This is a genomic window from Streptococcus infantis, assembly GCF_964243025.1.
Classification (GTDB): Bacteria; Bacillota; Bacilli; order Lactobacillales; family Streptococcaceae; genus Streptococcus; species Streptococcus infantis_N.
Genome location: NZ_CAXTDJ010000004.1, coordinates 208,151 through 220,898, shown reverse-complemented (window position 1 = coordinate 220,898; position 12,748 = coordinate 208,151). Strand labels below are relative to the sequence as shown.

17 protein-coding genes are annotated in these 12,748 nt (G+C 41.4%); 14 read left to right on the top strand and 3 right to left on the bottom strand.

Going from position 1 to position 12,748, the window contains the following annotated elements; genetic code table 11:
* The first annotated feature begins 4 nt into the window (after positions 1-4).
* Genes trpD through trpA form a run of 5 tightly spaced genes read left to right on the top strand, consistent with a single transcriptional unit; the run spans position 5 to position 4,335 of the window.
* Positions 5-1,009: an anthranilate phosphoribosyltransferase gene (gene trpD / locus ACESNQ_RS06375; protein ID WP_373075820.1), complete on the top strand. Its 1,005-nt coding sequence runs from the start codon at positions 5-7 to the stop codon at positions 1,007-1,009.
* Positions 1,006-1,773, top strand: coding sequence for an indole-3-glycerol phosphate synthase TrpC (trpC, locus tag ACESNQ_RS06370; RefSeq protein ID WP_373075819.1), 768 nt, complete (start codon positions 1,006-1,008; stop codon positions 1,771-1,773). Before trpD ends, trpC begins: the two co-directional genes overlap by 4 nt.
* Positions 1,760-2,359: a phosphoribosylanthranilate isomerase gene (locus ACESNQ_RS06365; protein ID WP_373075818.1), complete on the top strand. Its 600-nt coding sequence runs from the start codon at positions 1,760-1,762 to the stop codon at positions 2,357-2,359. Before trpC ends, ACESNQ_RS06365 begins: the two co-directional genes overlap by 14 nt.
* Positions 2,337-3,560, top strand: coding sequence for a tryptophan synthase subunit beta (gene trpB / locus ACESNQ_RS06360; protein WP_373075817.1), 1,224 nt, complete (start codon positions 2,337-2,339; stop codon positions 3,558-3,560). The genes ACESNQ_RS06365 and trpB overlap by 23 nt, the downstream gene beginning before the upstream one ends.
* Positions 3,553-4,335 carry a tryptophan synthase subunit alpha gene (gene trpA / locus ACESNQ_RS06355; protein WP_373075816.1) on the top strand — a complete coding sequence of 261 codons (783 nt, stop codon included), beginning with the start codon at positions 3,553-3,555 and terminating at the stop codon, positions 4,333-4,335. The genes trpB and trpA overlap by 8 nt, the downstream gene beginning before the upstream one ends.
* Here the strand turns inward: trpA and ACESNQ_RS06350 are convergent.
* Positions 4,304-4,966, bottom strand: coding sequence for a prepilin peptidase (locus ACESNQ_RS06350; RefSeq protein WP_373075815.1), 663 nt, complete (start codon positions 4,964-4,966; stop codon positions 4,304-4,306). The two genes, trpA and ACESNQ_RS06350, sit on opposite strands and share 32 nt — an antisense overlap.
* A 70-nt stretch (positions 4,967-5,036) precedes the next feature.
* On the opposite strand from ACESNQ_RS06350, the gene ACESNQ_RS06345 reads away from it, so the two are divergent.
* From ACESNQ_RS06345 to ACESNQ_RS06315, 7 genes are all read left to right on the top strand, one after another.
* Positions 5,037-5,492 carry a GNAT family N-acetyltransferase gene (locus ACESNQ_RS06345; protein WP_373075814.1) on the top strand — a complete coding sequence of 152 codons (456 nt, stop codon included), beginning with the start codon at positions 5,037-5,039 and terminating at the stop codon, positions 5,490-5,492.
* Positions 5,493-5,577: 85 nt separating this feature from the next.
* A complete protein-coding gene (truA, locus tag ACESNQ_RS06340) occupies positions 5,578-6,327 on the top strand; it encodes a tRNA pseudouridine(38-40) synthase TruA (protein ID WP_195183892.1) in 750 nt (249 codons plus the stop codon).
* Positions 6,317-7,090: a bifunctional hydroxymethylpyrimidine kinase/phosphomethylpyrimidine kinase gene (locus ACESNQ_RS06335; protein WP_373075813.1), complete on the top strand. Its 774-nt coding sequence runs from the start codon at positions 6,317-6,319 to the stop codon at positions 7,088-7,090. Before truA ends, ACESNQ_RS06335 begins: the two co-directional genes overlap by 11 nt.
* Positions 7,068-7,529: an ECF transporter S component gene (locus ACESNQ_RS06330; RefSeq protein ID WP_373075812.1), complete on the top strand. Its 462-nt coding sequence runs from the start codon at positions 7,068-7,070 to the stop codon at positions 7,527-7,529. The genes ACESNQ_RS06335 and ACESNQ_RS06330 overlap by 23 nt, the downstream gene beginning before the upstream one ends.
* A gap of 58 nt (positions 7,530-7,587) precedes the next feature.
* A complete protein-coding gene (locus tag ACESNQ_RS06325) occupies positions 7,588-7,812 on the top strand; it encodes a YqgQ family protein (protein ID WP_373075811.1) in 225 nt (74 codons plus the stop codon).
* A 5-nt stretch (positions 7,813-7,817) separates the two neighbouring features.
* On the top strand, positions 7,818-8,198 hold the full coding sequence (locus ACESNQ_RS06320) for a rhodanese-like domain-containing protein (protein ID WP_004251440.1): 381 nt from the start codon (positions 7,818-7,820) through the stop codon (positions 8,196-8,198).
* Between the two features lie 91 nt (positions 8,199-8,289).
* The gene (locus tag ACESNQ_RS06315; RefSeq protein WP_373075810.1) at positions 8,290-8,517 is read left to right on the top strand and encodes a DUF4190 domain-containing protein; all 228 of its coding nucleotides are present in this window, start codon (positions 8,290-8,292) and stop codon (positions 8,515-8,517) included.
* A gap of 40 nt (positions 8,518-8,557) precedes the next feature.
* Here the strand turns inward: ACESNQ_RS06315 and ACESNQ_RS06310 are convergent, their stop codons facing one another.
* Positions 8,558-9,283 (bottom strand): pseudouridine synthase, encoded by a 726-nt coding sequence (locus ACESNQ_RS06310; RefSeq protein ID WP_373075809.1) that lies wholly within the window; start codon positions 9,281-9,283, stop codon positions 8,558-8,560.
* A 161-nt stretch (positions 9,284-9,444) separates the two neighbouring features.
* On the opposite strand from ACESNQ_RS06310, the gene typA reads away from it, so the two are divergent.
* Entirely contained in the window at positions 9,445-11,286 is a 1,842-nt protein-coding gene (typA, locus tag ACESNQ_RS06305; protein ID WP_004251427.1) for a translational GTPase TypA, read from the top strand.
* A gap of 19 nt (positions 11,287-11,305) precedes the next feature.
* Positions 11,306-11,560, top strand: a complete 255-nt coding sequence (locus ACESNQ_RS06300) for a DUF3165 family protein (RefSeq protein WP_004251425.1) — start codon at positions 11,306-11,308, stop codon at positions 11,558-11,560.
* Positions 11,561-11,613: 53 nt separating this feature from the next.
* Here the strand turns inward: ACESNQ_RS06300 and ACESNQ_RS06295 are convergent, their stop codons facing one another.
* A complete protein-coding gene (locus ACESNQ_RS06295) occupies positions 11,614-12,582 on the bottom strand; it encodes an aromatic acid exporter family protein (protein WP_373075808.1) in 969 nt (322 codons plus the stop codon).
* Positions 12,583-12,748 lie beyond the last annotated feature (166 nt).

Genomic DNA, 12,748 nt, shown 5'->3' with positions numbered 1-12,748 from the left:
CAAAATGAAAGAAATTATTGAAAAATTAGCCAACTTTGAAGATTTATCAAGTGTTGAAATGACAGATGTGATCGAACGCATCGTGACAGGGCGAGTGACAGAAGCACAAATCGTTTCACTACTTTTAGCTCTTAAAATGAAGGGAGAAACACCTGAAGAAAGAACAGCCCTCGCTCAAGTTATGAGAGGACATGCTCAACACATTCCAACAAACATTCAAGATGCTATGGATAACTGCGGTACAGGTGGAGACAAGTCATTTAGCTTCAACATTTCTACAACTGCAGCCTTTGTCTTAGCAGGTGGAGGAATCCACATGGCCAAACATGGTAATCGTTCAATTTCCTCTAAATCTGGGTCAGCAGATGTCTTGCAAGCTTTGGGAATCAATATTGATCTCAAACCATCACAATTGGGTAAGGTATTTGACCAAACAGGAATCGTCTTTCTCTTTGCCAAAAACATGCACCCAGCTATGAAATACATTATGCCAGCTCGTTTGGAGTTGGGAATTCCAACTATCATGAATTTGACAGGTCCACTCATTCACCCAATGGTTTTGGAAACACAGCTTCTAGGAATCAGTCGTCCTGAACTTCTGGAAAGTACTGCTCAGGTTTTGAAAAACATGGGTCGCAAACGTGCCATTGTAGTAGCTGGTCCAGAAGGGTTGGATGAAGCTGGTTTGAATGGAACTACCAGCATTGCCCTTCTTGAAAATGGTGAAATTACTTTATCAACCTTTACTCCAGAAGATTTGGGTATGGAACGCATTGCTATTGAAGACATTCGTGGAGGAAATGCTCATGAAAATGCAGCCATCCTTGTCAGTGTTCTTAATAACGAACCAAGTCCATTCTTGGAAACAACAGTCTTAAATGCAGGTCTCGGATTCTACGCCAATGGTAAAGCAGACAGTATCAAGGACGGAGTTGAATTGGCACGTCAAGTGATTGCCAGTGGTAAGGCCCTTGAAAAACTCAGACTATTACAGGAGTACCAAAGATGAGTCAGAAATTTTTGTCACGTATCCTAGAGCAAAAGGCGCGTGAAGTTGAAAAGATGGAGCGAGAGGAAGTTCAGCCCTTGCGCCAGACCTATCGTTTGGCAGAATTTTTGAAGAATCACCAAGACCGCTTGCAAATCATTGCTGAGGTCAAAAAGGCAAGCCCAAGTCTAGGTGATATCAATCTTGATGTGGATATCGTACAACAGGCCCAGACTTACGAGGCTAACGGCGCGGTTATGATTTCTGTTCTGACAGATGAGGTTTTCTTTAAAGGGCATTTGGATTATTTGCGAGAGATTTCCAGTCAGGTACAGATCCCGACACTGAATAAGGATTTTATCATCGATGAAAAGCAAATCATCCGTGCTCGCAATGCAGGTGCGACCGTCATCTTGCTCATCGTAGCGGCTTTATCTGAAAAACGACTCAAGGAGCTTTACGACTACGCGACAGATCTTGGTCTAGAAGTTTTGGTGGAAACTCATAATCTTGTTGAACTGGAAGTGGCTCATAGACTTGGAGCTCAAATTATTGGTGTCAACAATCGCAATTTAACAACCTTTGAAGTCGACTTGCAGACAAGCGTAGACTTGGCCAAACACTTTAAGGATGATTGCTTCTACATTTCCGAATCTGCTATTTTTACAGAGGAGGATGCAAAACGAGTAGCACCATACTTTAACGGAATTTTAGTAGGAACAGCCCTCATGCAGGCAGAAGATGTAGCCCAGAGAATCAAGGAGTTGCAGATTGACAAAGGTTAAGATTTGTGGACTATCGACCAAAGAAGCCGTAAAAACAGCTGTGTCGGCTGGAGCAGACTACATCGGTTTTGTCTTTGCTCCCAGCAAAAGACAGGTGACCGTAGAACAAGCTATAGAGCTGGCTAAGTTTATTCCTAGCCATATTCAAAAAGTTGGAGTATTTGTTTCACCCAGTCGGGCAGAACTGTTAGAAGCGGTAGACAAAGTTGGTTTGGACTTTGTACAAGTTCACGGTCAGGTAGTAGATAAACTATTTGAAAATCTACCTTGTGCCAGTATTCAAGCTGTACAAGTTGATGGGAATGGGCATGTACCCAATTCTCAGGCAGATTATCTACTCTTTGATGCACCTGTCGCAGGAAGTGGACAAACCTTTGACTGGGGGCAACTGGATACGACAGAACTAACCCAGCCTTTCTTCATCGCAGGTGGGCTAAATGAGGACAATGTAGCAAGAGCAATTCAGCATTTCTCTCCCTTTGCAGTAGATGTATCAAGCGGAGTAGAAACAGACGGACAAAAAGATCATGAAAAGATTAGAAGATTTATAGAGAGGGTAAAGAATGGCATATCAAGAACCAAATAAAGATGGATTTTACGGAAAATTCGGTGGACGTTTTGTCCCAGAAACATTGATGACAGCAGTATTGGAATTGGAGGAGGCTTATCGTGAAAGTCAGGCAGATCTAAGTTTCCAAGAGGAATTAAACCAACTTTTGCGCCAGTATGTAGGTCGCGAAACTCCTCTTTACTACGCAAAAAACTTGACCCAGCATATCGGCGGAGCCAAGATTTATCTTAAACGTGAAGACCTCAACCATACAGGCGCCCACAAAATTAACAATGCCTTAGGACAAGTTTTACTGGCTAAACGCATGGGCAAGAAGAGAATTATCGCTGAAACAGGAGCCGGTCAGCACGGTGTGGCAACTGCAACAGCTGCAGCCCTCTTCAACATGGAATGTACCATCTACATGGGCGAGGAAGATGTCAAACGTCAAGCCCTCAACGTTTTCCGCATGGAGCTTTTAGGAGCTAAGGTAGAGGCTGTGATAGATGGTTCTCGCGTGCTCAAAGATGCGGTTAATGCAGCCCTTCGTTCTTGGGTTGCAAATATCGATGATACCCACTATATCCTTGGTTCTGCCTTGGGGCCTCATCCTTTCCCAGAAATTGTTCGTGATTTCCAGAGTGTTATCGGACGAGAAGCCAAACAACAGTACCGTGAATTGACAGGTGAAAATTTACCAGATGCCCTAGTAGCCTGTGTTGGTGGTGGCTCTAATGCCATCGGACTTTTCCATCCATTTGTGGAAGATGAGTCAGTGGCTATGTATGGAGCTGAAGCAGCAGGACTAGGTGTTGATACGGAGCACCACGCAGCTACCTTGACCAAGGGTCGTCCAGGTGTTCTCCACGGCTCGCTTATGGATGTGCTCCAAGATGCTCATGGTCAAATCTTAGAAGCCTTCTCAATCTCAGCAGGTTTGGACTATCCTGGTATCGGTCCAGAACATTCTCATTACCACGATATCAAACGCGCGACTTATGTGCCAGTGACAGATGAGGAAGCATTGGAAGGATTCCAACTCTTGTCTCGTGTAGAAGGAATTATCCCAGCTTTGGAATCTAGCCATGCCATCGCCTTTGCTGTGAAATTAGCCAAAGAACTTGGACCAGATAAGTCTATGATTGTATGTCTATCAGGTCGTGGAGACAAGGATGTGGTTCAAGTTAAAGACCGCTTGGAAGCAGAAGCAGCGAAGAAGGGAGAAGCTCATGCCTAAGACCTTGACCGAAAAATTGACAACTCTTAAAGCAGCAAAAAAGGGAATTTTTGTTCCCTATATCATGGCTGGAGACCATGAAAAAGGTTTGGATGGACTTGCTGAAACAATCCACTTTTTAGAAGATTTGGGAGTGTCTGCTATTGAAGTGGGAGTTCCTTTCTCAGACCCAGTTGCAGATGGTCCAGTTATCGAAGAAGCAGGCCTGCGCAGTCTAGCTAGTGGTACTTCTACACAGGCTCTAGTTGAAACTTTGAAGACTATTGAAACAGAAGTTCCACTTGTTATCATGACCTACTTTAACCCTCTCTTTCAGTACGGTGTGGAGAAATTTGTCAGAGATCTTGCTGATACAGCGGTTAAAGGTTTGATTATTCCAGACCTACCTCATGAACATGCTAATTTTGTAGAGCCCTTCTTGGCAGGTACAGACATTGCTCTGATTCCACTTGTCAGCTTGACGACAGGAATTGAGCGTCAAAAGGAACTCATTGAGGGAGCTGAAGGTTTTGTCTATGCCGTTGCTATCAATGGGGTCACAGGGAAATCAGGAAACTACCGAGATGATTTGGACAAGCACTTGGCTCAACTTCATCAAGTAGCAGATATTCCAGTCTTGACAGGATTTGGTGTATCCACACAGGCTGATGTCGAACGCTTCAATGCTGTATCAGACGGCGTTATCGTCGGATCCAAGATTGTTAAGGCTCTACATGAAGGACAAGTAGCAGGAATCGCTGACTTTATTCGAGAAGCAGTAGCTTACCAAAAATAATCATACAAGCAGCCAGCAAGAGGAAAGGAACAAAAGGTAGTCTTTCCTTTTTCTTTAGTAGGAGAAAGGTTAGAATGCCAGTTGTTGAAGAAAATTGAATTAAAATCAGCATCTCGGTTAGGCTAAAAACAAGCGCACAAGAGGCTAGAAAGAGAAAATCCCCTGCACCTATGCGGATATCGATGAAATGAGCAATGATTCCAAGAATCAAAAAGAAAGCCATGGTTAGATTCCAACTAGAGCAAACCATGAGGAATAAGTGAAAAATTAGCCAGACGATCAAGGGATATTCCTGATGACGAAAGTCGTAGATACCCAAAGTCAAGCCGGCAGTAACCAGTATGATTTGACTCAAAGTTAGAAATCCCACAGACTCAGCTAGAAAGAGCAGTCCCAAGGACAACTCAAAGAAAGCATACCAGACAGGATAACTTGACTTGCAATAGCGACAGCGAAAGCGATTGAATACCTGTGAGAGAAATGGAATCAAATCCAGTGGTCTCAAACGAGTCTGACAGGAATCGCAGTGACTAGCAGGAAAGATAATAGACTGCTCAGGAAAGCGGTCAATGACTAAGCCTAGAAAGGAAGCAAGAATAGCTCCAACAAGAAAAAAGTAAAGGTGAATCATACTTATTAATTCGGAAAAAATAAGAGAAAGAGTATAATAGTTGGATAAAGGATAAATTTTAGGAGCAAATATGAAAATTCACTTTGAAGAAGGACTTCAGATAGAAAATGCCCAACTCATTTGTAGCTGGTCTAATGCTTTGGGAGAAATTTTTCAGAAGCAATGGATGGGACCCAAAATTTCTTATCCCTTGATTGTCCAATCCTTACAAAAGCAGGAAGGGATTTTTTCTATTTTTGATGGACAAGAGTTTGTAGGGATTATCCAGAAAATCAAATTAGAGGATAAAAATCTTCATATTGGAAGATTTTTTATCAACCCTCAGAAACAGGGACAAGGCTTAGGTAGCCAGGCTTTAAGGAAATTTGTTAGTTTGGCCTTTGAAAATGAAGACATAGATACTATTTCTCTAAATGTCTACGAGGCAAATCAAACAGCTTACAATCTTTACCAAAAAGAAGGATTTGAAATCGTTCAAATGGTTGAAGTACCTGTACGAAAATATATGATGATAAAATCTAGATAAGAATTAGATTATGTCAATATTTGTCCCCGTACAATTTTTGGTTTTCAAACTTGTTGCAGAGAAATTTTCTTGATAAAATAGATACATGACTAGATATAAAGCAATCATTTCCTATGATGGCTACGCCTTTGCTGGCTTTCAACGGCAACCACACGCGCGTAGTGTCCAAGAGGAAATTGAAAAAACTTTAACCAAATTAAATAAAGGGCAGGCCATTACCATCCATGGTGCAGGGCGAACGGATAGTGGTGTTCATGCGCTAGGGCAGGTTATCCACTTTGATCTTCCCTATCAGATGGATGAGGAAAAGCTTCGCTTCGCTCTCGATACTCAAAGTCCTGAAGATATAGATGTCATTTCGATTGAAATTGTGGCTGATGATTTTCATTGCCGTTATGCCAAGCACAGCAAGACCTACGAGTTTATCGTGGATAGGGGTCGTCCTAAAAATCCTATGAGACGTCATTATGCCACCCACTATCCCTATCCACTTGATGTGGAACGCATGCAAAAGGCTGTGAAGAAATTAGAAGGAACCCATGATTTTACCGGTTTTACTGCTGCCGGAACCAGTGTGGAGGACAAGGTAAGAACGATCACAGAAGCTAGCCTAAGAGTTGACGAAACAGGTCAATTTTTGACCTTTACTTTCTCTGGCAATGGTTTCCTCTATAAGCAGATTCGAAATATGGTCGGGACCTTGCTAAAAATTGGTAACAATCGTATGCCCATTGAGCAGATTGACCTAATTTTGGAGAAAAAAGACAGACAGTTGGCAGGTCCAACTGCAGCACCTAATGGTTTGTATTTGAAGGAGATTCGTTATGAAGAATAATCGTATTTTAGCACTTTCAGGAAATGATATTTTTAGTGGTGGTGGACTAGCTGCTGACCTTGCGACCTATACTTTAAATGGTTTGCATGGTTTTGTAGCTATGACTTGTTTAACTGCTTTGACAGAAAATGGATTTGAGGTCTTTCCGACAGATGAGACTATTTTCCAACAACAGTTGGATAGTCTCAAGAGTGTAGACTTTGGAGGGCTTAAGATTGGTCTCTTACCGACTGTTGGTGTTGCTGAGAAAGCTCTTAACTTTATCAAGGAACGCACAGGAGTTCCAGTGGTATTGGATCCAGTTCTCGTTTGTAAGGAAACGCATGATGTTGCTGTCAGCGAGCTTTGTCAAGAGTTGATTCGCTTTTTCCCTTATGTGACTGTCATTACACCCAATCTACCTGAGGCAGAATTGCTAGCAGGCCAAAAGATTGAAACCTTGGACGATATGAAGGCTGCAGCTCAGAAGTTACATGACTTGGGTGCACCAGCAGTCATTATTAAAGGTGGGAATCGCCTTAGTCAGGATAAGGCTGTGGATGTCTTTTATGATGGAGTGAATTTTACCATTTTTGAGAATCCAGTCTTAGAAGGACAAAATGCTGGTGCAGGATGTACCTTTGCATCGAGCATTGCTAGCCAGTTAGTCAAGGGAGAGGAGCTCTTACCTGCGGTTGAGAGTTCCAAAGCCTTTGTTTACCGTGCCATTGCACAAGCAGATCAGTATGGAGTAAGACAATATGAAGCAAACAAAAACAAGTAAAATCGCCATAGTATCCATCCTAGCAGCTCTATCCGTAGTTTTGGGCTATTTCGTAAAAATCCCAACACCAACAGGATTTCTAACACTTTTGGATGCTGGAATATTCTTTACGGCCTTTTACTTTGGGAGTCGCGAAGGAGCTGTTGTCGGAGGATTAGCGGGATTTCTAATTGACCTGATTTCAGGTTACCCTCAGTGGATGTTCTTCAGCTTGATTTTCCATGGTTCGCAGGGATATTTGGCAGGTGTTAAAGGGAAATGGCAGTGGCTAGGATTAGTCTTGGCAACCATCATCATGGTGGCAGGTTACGCTTTTGCATCGGCTTGGATGAATGGTTGGGGAGCAGCCATACCAGAAATCATCCCAAATCTTGTGCAAAATATCGTTGGTATGACAGTAGGCTTTCTTCTTTGTCATAGTGTGAAGAAAGCTAGATAATAGTAAAAAGAGCAATCCTCCAAGGGAACTATTGAAAAAACTCTGATTTTTTGCTAAAATGAAAGCTATGAAAACACTCTACGATGTGCAACAATTTCTCAAACAGTTCGGTATTCTTGTCTATATGGGCAAACGTCTTTATGACATTGAATTAATGATGATTGAACTATCTCGAATCTATGATGCTGGTTTAATGGATAAGCTGGATTATCTAGAAGCGGAGGCTGTTCTTCGCAGAGAGCACAAGATAGAATTAGACTATTTAGAAAAAAATGGAGATTAGGTATTATGGTAACTTGGGTATTATGGGGACTTGTAGTGGCGATGTTGGCATGGATGGGATACAACTATCTTCGTATTCGCCGTGCAGCAAAAATTGTAGATAATGCAGAGTTTGAATCGTTGATTCGTACAGGTCAGCTAATTGACTTGCGTGAGCCAGCTGACTTCCACAGAAAACATATCCTTGGAGCTCGTAATATTCCTTCAAATCAATTGAAGACAAGTCTTGCAGCTCTTCGCAAGGATAAACCTGTCCTTCTATATGAAAACCAACGTGCGCAACGTGTAACTAATGCAGCACTTTTCTTAAAAAAACAAGGTTTTTCAGAGATTTATATCCTTTCTTACGGGTTGGATTCTTGGACAGGCAAGGTTAAGACTAGCTAACAATGTGAAATAAATCTGTCACATATGTTTAATAGAGAAAACCGATTTTTTATGGTATAATAGTTTATATAAATTTTAAGGAGTTTTTATTATGCAAGAAAAGAAAAAAGCATCACTTGTTTTAGGTATCCTATCTATCGTCCTTGGTTTGCTATCTCCAATCGTAGGTCTGATTTTGGGTATCATTGGATTAGTATTGGGTAATTCACACCAAAATCAATCTGGACTAAATTATAAAACAGAAAAAATCCTCAATATCGTAGGGATTGTAATTTCTGTACTTAACTGGATTGCAGCCCTCGTAATGATTTTTGGTTAATCAAAAATAAAAAAGCTTTATTTTTAAAGCTTTTTTTGTTTTATCCACTTTTCGTTAAGTGGTTTTTAATGATTTTCAATTCCCCTTGATTCAAGGGTCGGTATTGACCTTCTGCTAGATCAGAATCTAATAGAAAATCTCCGAACTGAACTCGTTTGAGGGCAGTCACCTTGACACCAACTGAGAGGAACATTTTCTTGACCTGATGGAATTTCCCTTCAGAGATGGTGATGGTGGCTCGGCTGAGACTAGGGCTTGAAGATAGAATCTCAAGCTGAGCAGATTTACAAATAGTTCCATCAAGAAAGACAATCCCATTTTTGAACTGCTGGATGTGATCTGGTGTGAGCAAGCCGTTCACCTCAACTAGATAAGTTTTATCGACATGATATTGAGGGTGGAGAAGTTGAAAACCTAGAGGGCCATTGTCCGTTAAGAGGAGGAGCCCTGTCGTATCTCGATCTAGCCGACCGATAGCATAGAGTTGGTCTGATTGGAGGTGTTGAGGTAGTATGTCCATAACCGTTGGGAGCTTCTTGTCCTTGCTTGCTGTCACGACACCATTTGGTTTGTGAAGCATGAGATAGGTTTGCTCATATCCTTGGATTTTTCTACCCTGAAAAATCAACTCTTGTAATCCCGTATCAACATTCTGTGCAAGGGAAGTAGCAGGGACTCCATCTACTAAGATTTCTTTTTTTAGGAGAGCCTGTTTCATGGCTTTTCGACTGATTTTTTCCTGGGCTAATAAATTATCTAAACGCATACCAGCCTATCTTATCACAAGTCGGGATTTTTGAAAAGAAAAGATAAGTCATGAATTTTCTTTTGAAAACATTTACACTTACTTGAGTTAAGTCATTTGCTTAAAATTGTGGTATAATTGCTCAGTTAGAAAATAAAATTTTGAATATAACAGAGGAAATCATGACAAAATTAAGAGAAGATATCCGTAACATCGCGATTATCGCCCACGTCGACCATGGTAAAACGACCCTCGTTGACGAATTATTAAAACAATCTGAAACTCTCGATGCGCGCACAGAATTAGCTGAACGTGCAATGGACTCAAACGATATTGAAAAAGAGCGTGGAATTACCATCCTTGCGAAGAATACAGCAGTTGCCTACAACGGAACTCGTATCAATATCATGGACACACCAGGACACGCGGACTTCGGTGGAGAAGTTGAACGTATCATGAAAATGGTTGACGGTGTAGTCTTGGTAGTGGATTCTTACGAAGGTACTATGCCTCAAACTCGTTTCGTATTGAAAAAAGCATTGGAACAAGACCTTGTCCCAATCGTTGTTATCAATAAAATTGACAAACCATCAGCTCGTCCAGCAGAAGTAGTGGATGAAGTTTTGGAACTCTTCATCGAGCTTGGTGCAGATGATGATCAGCTTGACTTCCCAGTTGTTTATGCATCAGCGATCAACGGAACATCATCCTTGTCAGATGATCCAGCAGATCAAGAAAAGACTATGGCGCCAATCTTTGATACCATTATTGACCATATTCCAGCTCCAATCGATAACTCAGATGAGCCCCTTCAATTCCAAGTGTCACTCTTGGACTACAATGATTTCGTTGGTCGTATCGGTATCGGACGTGTCTTCCGTGGTACTGTTAAGGTCGGAGACCAAGTTACTCTTTCTAAACTTGATGGTACAACCAAGAACTTCCGTGTTACAAAACTCTTTGGTTTCTTTGGTTTGGAACGTCGTGAAATCCAAGAAGCTAAGGCTGGTGACTTGATTGCCGTATCAGGTATGGAAGACATCTTCGTTGGGGAAACAATCACTCCAACAGATGCAGTCGAAGCTCTTCCAGTTCTTCACATCGACGAACCTACTCTTCAAATGACCTTCTTGGTTAACAACTCACCATTTGCTGGTCGTGAAGGAAAATGGGTGACTTCTCGTAAGGTTGAAGAGCGTCTTCAAGCAGAATTGCAAACAGACGTATCTCTTCGTGTAGATCCAACAGACTCACCAGATAAATGGACAGTTTCAGGACGTGGGGAATTGCACTTGTCAATCCTCATCGAGACTATGCGTCGTGAAGGTTACGAGCTTCAAGTATCTCGTCCAGAAGTTATCGTCAAAGAAATCGATGGTGTGAAGTGTGAGCCATTTGAGCGCGTGCAAATCGACACACCAGAAGAATACCAAGGTTCTGTTATCCAAAGCCTTTCTGAACGTAAGGGTGAAATGTTGGATATGATTTCAACTGGTAATGGTCAAACTCGTTTGGTCTTCCTAGTTCCTGCGCGTGGTTTGATTGGATACTCAACTGAGTTCTTGTCAATGACTCGTGGTTACGGGATTATGAACCATACCTTCGATCAATACTTGCCATTGATTCCAGGGGAAATTGGCGGACGTCACCGTGGTGCCCTTGTTTCGATCGATGCTGGTAAGGCTACAACCTACTCTATCATGTCTATCGAAGAACGTGGTACTATCTTTGTCAACCCAGGTACTGAGGTTTACGAAGGAATGATTATCGGTGAAAACTCTCGTGAAAATGACTTGACTGTTAATATCACGAAGGCAAAACAAATGACTAACGTTCGTTCTGCTACTAAGGACCAAACAGCGGTTATCAAAACTCCTCGTATCTTGACACTTGAAGAATCACTTGAGTTCTTGAACGATGATGAATACATGGAAGTAACGCCTGAATCTATCCGTTTGCGTAAGCAAATCCTCAACAAGGCAGAGCGTGAGAAAGCAAACAAAAAGAAAAAATCAGCTGAATAAGAGCTAGAAAGAGATAAAGATGGTCTATTTAATCATAGGGATACTCTTATTATTACTCTATGTATTTGCGACACCTCAAAGTATCAAGGGGACGGTCAATGTTGTAATATTAGTCTTTGGACTTGTTGCCCTCGTAATCTTGTTGCTCTTGTCTGCCCTGCAGATTTTCCAACTTCCAGCAGAAATCTTTATTACATTGGGAATGCTGGCTCTTACTTACTTTAGTTTGAGAGATATCAGTCTCATGTCGATTCGAAAGAAGCGCGAAAATTAAATCTATTCATAACAAAAAACTTCTATCGGCAACTGAGTTGCCGATAGAAGTTTTTATTTGTTACTGTTTTTGTCAGAATAACGGTTGTAGAAATCTACTTTTATCTGGATAAAATGTTCTAATTCACGAAAGAGTTGTAGAAGCGTAGCCCGTGTCTCAAACTCTTCTCTAGTTTTAGGGAGAGATCGATTGCGAAACACCTCTAGGTAGCTCTCAATATCATTCAATAAGTTATAGGCTGGATTGGTTTGGCTCAGTTGGCTAGCTGTTTTTGAAAAGAGCTGAGCGACAATCAAACTCTCACTAGCGGCTAGTTGGCATGTGTTAATCTGTTGAGCCATATTTCTTAAGATACGCGTTTGTCTTTGTCGCATCTCAAAGTAGTGAATATGATAATCTGTCTGGTGAAAGAGATGGTCAGAATGATCGAGGTAAACTAGCTTAAGAGCATCATCAAGTAGTTGATCAAGTTCATTTACAAGTTGAGCCTGATTACGGCCATCTCCTCTTTTTAGATAGTAAGAAAGCCGTAGAAGAACATCTCTGAGTTTTTCTTCAACAAGAGTATGATAATGTTGAATTTCTTTTTCACGTGAAGGCATGTAGAGATTGACCAGAAGCGCAAAGCCAGTACCGATTAGGAAGAGTAAGAGCTCATTCAGTAAAAGTGCTGGTGCTGTTGATTGTTGGATTAAGAGATGGCTAACCAGAACGCTACTAGGAGTGATTCCAATTTCCCAACCCAGTTTATAGGCAAGGGGAACATAGAATGCTAAGTAGAGTCCAAAGCTCCAGATATGATAACCAGTTAGTTGAAAGGCAATAACACCGATCATTAACGCTAGCAAGGTTGAAAAAAGTCTATTGCGAGCTAGTTTGATGGTGCTTCTTCGTGTATCAGAGAGACTCAAGATAGCAATGATACCAGCTGAAACAGCTGATGACAAATCAAAAAAGTAGGCTAGTAAACAAGCAAAACAGGTTGCCAGGACTAGTTTTAAAGTACGTTGGGTGATAGACATAGAATACTTCCTTGGGATAAGTGATTGAAAGTTTCAGTGGTAGGTAGGAGACAATGAGTTATTTCAATAGACTCATTGAGTAACTAATTGCTTCTTTTTGTAGTGGTTTGATTATAGTATAAATATGCTTTGAAATCAAGTCTATGTATGTTTGATAGGCCTGGAA

Coding starts and splice junctions, on each gene's coding strand:
- trpD (WP_373075820.1), top strand. CDS start 5: ATGAAAGAAATTATTGAAAAATTAGCCAACTTTGAAGATTTATCAAGT.
- trpC (WP_373075819.1), top strand. CDS start 1,006: ATGAGTCAGAAATTTTTGTCACGTATCCTAGAGCAAAAGGCGCGTGAA.
- trpB (WP_373075817.1), top strand. CDS start 2,337: ATGGCATATCAAGAACCAAATAAAGATGGATTTTACGGAAAATTCGGT.
- trpA (WP_373075816.1), top strand. CDS start 3,553: ATGCCTAAGACCTTGACCGAAAAATTGACAACTCTTAAAGCAGCAAAA.
- ACESNQ_RS06350 (WP_373075815.1), bottom strand. CDS start 4,966: ATGATTCACCTTTACTTTTTTCTTGTTGGAGCTATTCTTGCTTCCTTT.
- ACESNQ_RS06345 (WP_373075814.1), top strand. CDS start 5,037: ATGAAAATTCACTTTGAAGAAGGACTTCAGATAGAAAATGCCCAACTC.
- truA (WP_195183892.1), top strand. CDS start 5,578: ATGACTAGATATAAAGCAATCATTTCCTATGATGGCTACGCCTTTGCT.
- ACESNQ_RS06335 (WP_373075813.1), top strand. CDS start 6,317: ATGAAGAATAATCGTATTTTAGCACTTTCAGGAAATGATATTTTTAGT.
- ACESNQ_RS06330 (WP_373075812.1), top strand. CDS start 7,068: ATGAAGCAAACAAAAACAAGTAAAATCGCCATAGTATCCATCCTAGCA.
- ACESNQ_RS06325 (WP_373075811.1), top strand. CDS start 7,588: ATGAAAGCTATGAAAACACTCTACGATGTGCAACAATTTCTCAAACAG.
- ACESNQ_RS06320 (WP_004251440.1), top strand. CDS start 7,818: ATGGTAACTTGGGTATTATGGGGACTTGTAGTGGCGATGTTGGCATGG.
- ACESNQ_RS06315 (WP_373075810.1), top strand. CDS start 8,290: ATGCAAGAAAAGAAAAAAGCATCACTTGTTTTAGGTATCCTATCTATC.
- ACESNQ_RS06310 (WP_373075809.1), bottom strand. CDS start 9,283: ATGCGTTTAGATAATTTATTAGCCCAGGAAAAAATCAGTCGAAAAGCC.
- typA (WP_004251427.1), top strand. CDS start 9,445: ATGACAAAATTAAGAGAAGATATCCGTAACATCGCGATTATCGCCCAC.
- ACESNQ_RS06300 (WP_004251425.1), top strand. CDS start 11,306: ATGGTCTATTTAATCATAGGGATACTCTTATTATTACTCTATGTATTT.
- ACESNQ_RS06295 (WP_373075808.1), bottom strand. CDS start 12,582: ATGTCTATCACCCAACGTACTTTAAAACTAGTCCTGGCAACCTGTTTT.